At 71.3% G+C, this 5,820-nt stretch carries 1 protein-coding gene (cut by a window edge); it reads left to right on the top strand.

All coding sequences use genetic code 11. The features are described from left to right. Nucleotides 1-338: 338 nt before the first annotated feature. Nucleotides 339-5,820 carry the start of a non-ribosomal peptide synthase/polyketide synthase gene (locus tag OV208_RS10230; protein ID WP_267573649.1) on the top strand. 25,226 nt of this gene lie beyond the right edge of the window, so 5,482 of the gene's 30,708 nt are visible here — the first part of the coding sequence; it begins with the start codon at nt 339-341; the stop codon falls past the right edge of the window.

Raw genomic sequence — 5,820 nt, 5'->3', positions numbered from 1 at the left:
CGGCGCACGAGCCCGCTCCCTCTGCTTTGGGGAGCGGGCCTCACGTGGGCCGAGGGATCATCGAGCAACACCTTCACCCTGCGTGACACACGTTGGCCTGCCTCACCGCACCGTCGGGCTTCCGGATGCGCGGTTGTGTTGAAGCAACAGAACTTCCTGATCTGGCTGAAATGATTTTTCGGCTGTGACGAATCTTCCGCCTCACCGTCGCTCGCGGCTCGATGGGGCTGGAGACAACAGGTACGTATCAGCAAGCATTGGCACCGTGAGTGCCTGAGGCACACGCGGAAGGGCTGCTAAGAAGTGTCAGCGTTTTTCGACACTTCGGATGGCTCCCCGTGCCTGATTTTTCGCGAACCCTTCCTGGCGTCCTGTTGAACCTCGCGGCGGGCCCCTCCGCCCACGCTCCGCTCTACACCTTCCTCGGAGAAGAGGCCGGTGAGGAGACGGTGCTCAGCGCGTTCGAACTGGAGGTCCGCGCCAGACGCATCGCCGCGGCGTTGCAGGCACGGGGTGCGGTGGGCGAGCGCGTGCTGCTCCTGTATCCGCCGGGCCTGGACTACATCGCGGGCTTCTTCGGGTGTCTGTACGCGGGCGCGGTGGCGGTGCCAGCCTATCCGCCGGACCCGATGCGGCTGGAGCGCACCCTGCCCCGCCTGCGGGCCATCATCCAGGACGCGCAGGCGTCGGTGGTGCTCACCACGTCGGGCATCCTGGAGCTGTCGGACTTCCTCTTCGAACAGGCGCCGGACTTCCGCGCGCTGCACTGGATGGCGACGGACACGCTGCCGGAGGGCGGCGAGCGGGACTGGCGCACGCCGGAGGTGGACGCGCAGTCGCTCGCGTTCCTCCAGTACACGTCCGGGAGCACGGGCACGCCCAAGGGCGTGATGCTCACGCACGCGAACCTGCTGCACAACCTGGGGCTCATCCACCACGCGTTCCAGGCGCGCGCGGACAGCGTGGGCGTCATCTGGCTGCCGCCGTACCACGACATGGGCCTCATCGGCGGCATCCTGGAGCCCCTGCACGGAGGCTTCCCGGTGGCGTTGATGTCGCCCATGGCCTTCCTCAAGCGACCCATGGCGTGGCTGGAGGCGGTGTCGCGGTTCGGGGGCACCATCAGCGGTGGGCCCAACTTCGCGTTCGACCTGTGCGTGCGCAAGAGCACGCCCGAGCAGCGACGCGCGCTGGACCTGAGCCGCTGGGAGGTCGCGTTCTGCGGCGCGGAGCCCATCCGTCCGGAGACGTTGGATCGCTTCGTGGAAGCGTTCGGGCCGAGCGGCTTCCGGCGCGAGGCGTTCTATCCCTGCTACGGCCTGGCGGAAGGCACGCTCATCGTCTCCGGAGGCGAGAAGTCGGCCCCGCCGGTGTCGGTGACGATCTCCGGGAGCGCGCTGGAGCATCACCGCGCGGAGGAAGCGGGCACGGACGCACCGGGCGCGAGGACGCTGGTGGGCTGCGGCCGGACGCTGTTGGAGCAGCGGATCGCCATCGTGGATCCGGACACGCTGGAGCGGCGCGCACCGGGCGAAGTGGGCGAGGTGTGGGTGACGGGCGCGAGCGTGGCGCGGGGCTACTGGGGTCGCGAGGAAGCGACGCGCGAGACGTTCCAGGCGCGCATCGCGCACGAGGACTCCGGGCCGTTCCTTCGCACGGGCGACCTGGGCTTCCTGCGGCCCGAGGGTGAGCTGTACGTCACCGGGCGGCGCAAGGACCTCATCATCCTCAGGGGTCGCAACCACTACCCGCAGGATCTGGAGGCGACGGTGGAGGCGGCGCACCCGGCGCTGCGGCCCGGCGGGAGCGCGGTGTTCTCGGTGGACGTGGGCGGTGAGGAGCGCGCGGTCGTCGTGCAGGAGATCGACGTGCGCCGGCTGGAGAGTCTGCGCCAGCAGTTCGAGGCGGTGGACGCGGCGCTCGGCGCCATCCGTCAGCGGCTGGCGGAGTCGCACGAGGTGCAGGCGCACGCGGTGATGCTCATCGAGCCGGGCAGCCTGCCCAAGACCTCCAGCGGCAAGGTGCAGCGGTACGCGTGCCGCACGGGCTTCCTCACGGGGACGTTGCAGGAGGTGAGGAAGTGGCAGGAGGCGCCTGGCGCCTCGTCGGTCCCTGGCTCGAAGGAAGACGGGGGCACGGCCACCGTATCGCTCAAGCACGACGTGACATCGACGGGACAGGCGTCCGGCACGGCCTCAGCCCAGGCGGCGGTGTTCGGCACGGACGCGACGGGCCCGGTCTCCGAGCAGGAGCTGGTGACGTGGCTGCGCGGCGTGGTCGCCCGGCACGTGCGCATGGTCCCCGAGGACATCGACGTCTCGGCGCCGGTGACGCGCTACGGACTGGACTCCCTGGGCGCGGTGGAGCTGGCGCACGCGGTGTCCGCGGGCACGGGGCTGAGCGTCCCCATGGAGTGGCTCCTCCAGGGACCCAGCATCACGTCCCTGGCGCAGCGACTGTGGACCCTCCGGGAGGAAGCGGGTCCGGTACCTGACGCGCCTCGCCGCCGCGACGTGCAAGGCGAACGCGCGGTGTCCTTCGCCCAGGCGGGACTGTGGTTCCTGGACAAGTACGCCCCAGGGGATGCGACCTACAACCTGCCCGCGGCGGTCCGGTTGGAGGGTGCGCTGGACGTGGCCGCGCTGGAGGGCAGCCTCGCGGCGCTCGCGGCCCGCCATGAATCCCTGCGGACCACCTTCCGGGAGGTGCGGGGACGGCCGTCGCAGGTCATCGCTCCGGACCTGACGTTGCCGCTCGCACGCGTGTCGCTGGAATCGCTGCCAGCCGGAGCCCGTGAGGCCGAAGCCTCCCGCCTCGCGCACGAGGAGGCCCGCCGCCCGTTCCAACTGGCGCGAGGACCGCTGGTGCGCGCCACGCTCCTCACGCTGGACGCACGCACGCACGTGCTGGTGCTGGTCATGCACCACACCGTGTCGGACGGCACCTCCATGGCGGTGCTCGTGCGCGAGCTGTCCGCGCTCTACGCGGCACGGCTCGAAGGTCGGCCGTCTCCCCTGCCCGCGCTGCCGCTGAGCTACGCCGACCATGCCGACTGGCAGCGGGAATGGCTGGACGGGGCCCGCCTGGAGTCCCAACTGGACTACTGGCGGCAGCAGCTCGCCGGAGCCCCCCGACTGCTGGAACTGGCCACGGACCGGCCGCGTCCAGCCGCGCGCGGGATGACGGGCGCGCGGGTGCCCGTGGTGCTGGAGGCCGGACTCTCGGCCTCGGTGCGGACGCTGGCGGTGCGCGAGGGCGCGACGCCCTTCATGGTGCTGCTCGCGGCCTTCCAGACGGTGCTCGCGCGCCGCTCGGGACAGGACGACATCAGCGTGGGCACGGCCATCGCGGGCCGGGGCCGCGCGGAGCTCCAGGGGCTGGTGGGCTTCTTCGTCAACGCCCTGGTGATGCGCACCCGGCTGTCCGGTGCGCCCACCTTCCGGGAGCTGCTGGGCCGGGTGCGGGACACGGCCCTGGGCGCGTACGCGCACCAGGAGGTGCCCTTCGAGAAGGTCGTGGAGGCCCTCAAGCCTCCGCGCGATCGCGGGCACACGCCGCTGTTCCAGGTGATGTTCAACCTCCAGGGCGCGCAGGTGGATGCGCCCTCTCTGCCGGGCCTCCAATCGCGCCTGCTGGACGTGCACACCGGCACGGCCATGTTCGACCTGACGCTGTCCCTGGCTGAATCAGCGCGGGGCTTCGAGGGCTGGCTGGAGTACGCCACCGACCTGTTCGACGCGGACACCGCGACCCGGCTCGCCGGGCACCTGCGCGTGCTGCTTGAGGCCGCGGTCGACGCACCGGACGCGCCGCTCTTCCGTCTGCCGTGGCTCACGTCCGATGAGCGCCAGCAGGTGCTCGTCGCGTGGAATGACACCGCCCGCCCCTATCCCTCCGACAGCACCGTCGCGGCAGCGTTCGCGCTCCAAGCCGCGCGGACGCCCGATGCCGTCGCGGTGGAGTCCGAGGACGAACGGTTGACCTACGCGCAGCTCGACGCGCGGGCCAACCAGCTCGCGCATGTTCTCCGGGCCCACGGCGTGGGACCGGACGTGCCGGTGGCGCTGTGCCTGGAGCGCTCGGTGGGCTTCGTCGTCGCGGTGCTCGCCATCGTCAAGGCAGGCGGGGCCTACGTGCCTTTGGATGCGTCCTATCCCGCGCAGCGGCTGGGCTTCATGTTGGAGGATGCCCGACCGCACCTGCTGCTCACCACGCGTGAGCTGCGCGCACGGCTGCGACTGCCCGACGCGTCCCTGCCGTGCCACTTCGTGGAGGACCTGTCGCTCGAAGGTCAGCCCCACACCGCGCTCGCGGTCGACGTGGGACCGCGCCACCTGGCGTACGTCATCTTCACCTCCGGCAGCAGTGGGCGCCCCAAGGGCGTGGGCGTCGAACAACGCGGCCTGCTGCGCCTCGCGCATGCGTCGCCTTACTCCCGCTACGGCACGCGCGACACGGGGCTGCTCTTCGCGCCCGTGTCCTTCGACGGATCCGTGCTGGAGCTGTGGACCCCGCTGCTGCACGGTGGTCGGCTCGTCATCTTCCCTGGCCACGTGCCCGCGGGAGACATGGACACGCTCGCGCGCGTGGTGGAGCGCCACGGCGTCACCTTCGCCCACCTGCCGTCCGGACTCTTCTCGCAGTTGATGGAGCACCGGCCGGACATCCTCGGGCGCCTGCGGGAGCTGCACGCGGGCGGCGACATCGTCTCCGTGCCGCACGTGCGCAAGGCGGTGGAGACGCTGGGACGGCCCTTCACCAATGCGTATGGCCCCACCGAGTGCTCGGTGGTCGCCACGACCTTCACGGTGGAGCGGCCGGATCAGGTGGGTGCTTCGGTGCCCATCGGAGCGCCGCTCGCCAACACGACGGTGTACGTGTTGGACGCGCTGCTGGAGCCGGTGCCCGTGGGCGTGCCGGGCGAGCTGTTCCTCGGGGGGGACGGCGTGGCCCGAGGCTACGTGTCGCGGCCGGATCTGACGGCGGAGCGCTTCGTGCCGGACGCGAACAGTGCGCTGCCGGGGGCTCGGCTGTACCGCACGGGCGACCTGGTCCGCTGGCTTCCCACCGGGGTGCTGGAGTTCCTCGGACGCATCGACAACCAGGTGAAGGTGCGAGGCTTCCGCATCGAGCTGGCGGAGGTGGAGGCCGCGCTGCGCGAGCAGTCCGAGGTGCAGGAGGTCGCGGCGGTAGTGCGCGAGGACGTGCCCGGAGACAAGCGGCTCGTCGTCTACGCGATGCCTCGTGCAGGCCACACGCTGGAGGCCGCGCGGATGCGCGAGGCGCTGCGGCAGCGGCTGCCGGAGTACATGGTGCCGTCGGTGTTCGTGACGCTGCCCACCCTGCCCCTGAATCCCAGCGGCAAGGTGGACAAGAAGGCCCTGCCCGCGCCGGACGCCGCGTCCACCGGACGGCAGGGGCGCTTCGTGGAGCCCACCCATCCGTTGGAGCAGCGCATCGCCCCGGTGTGGGCCCGTGAGCTGTCCACCGACCGTGTGGGTGTGCACGACCACCTCTTCGATGACCTGGGCGGCACGTCGCTGTCCGTGGTGCGCATCGCCGCGCGTCTGAGCGAGGAACTCCAGCGCGACGTGCCCGTGGTGTGGTTGTTCGAACACCCGACGGTGGAGGCGCTCGCCCAGCGCCTGGAGCGCGAATCCCAGGGCTCGGTGTCCGTTGTGGCCCCTGCGACGGGTCACCGCCCGCGTGGGGCACCGCAGGCCAGCGCCTCCGGTGCCATCGCCATCATCGGCATGGCGGGCCGCTTCCCGGGCGCGCGCACGGTGGCGGAGTTCTGGAGCAACCTGCGCGGAGGCGTGG

Source organism: Corallococcus sp. bb12-1 (genome assembly GCF_026626765.1).
In the GTDB taxonomy this organism is placed as follows: domain Bacteria; phylum Myxococcota; class Myxococcia; order Myxococcales; family Myxococcaceae; genus Corallococcus; species Corallococcus terminator.
Note: the sequence above shows the minus strand (reverse complement) of the source record. Positions and strands in the feature narration are given on the sequence as shown.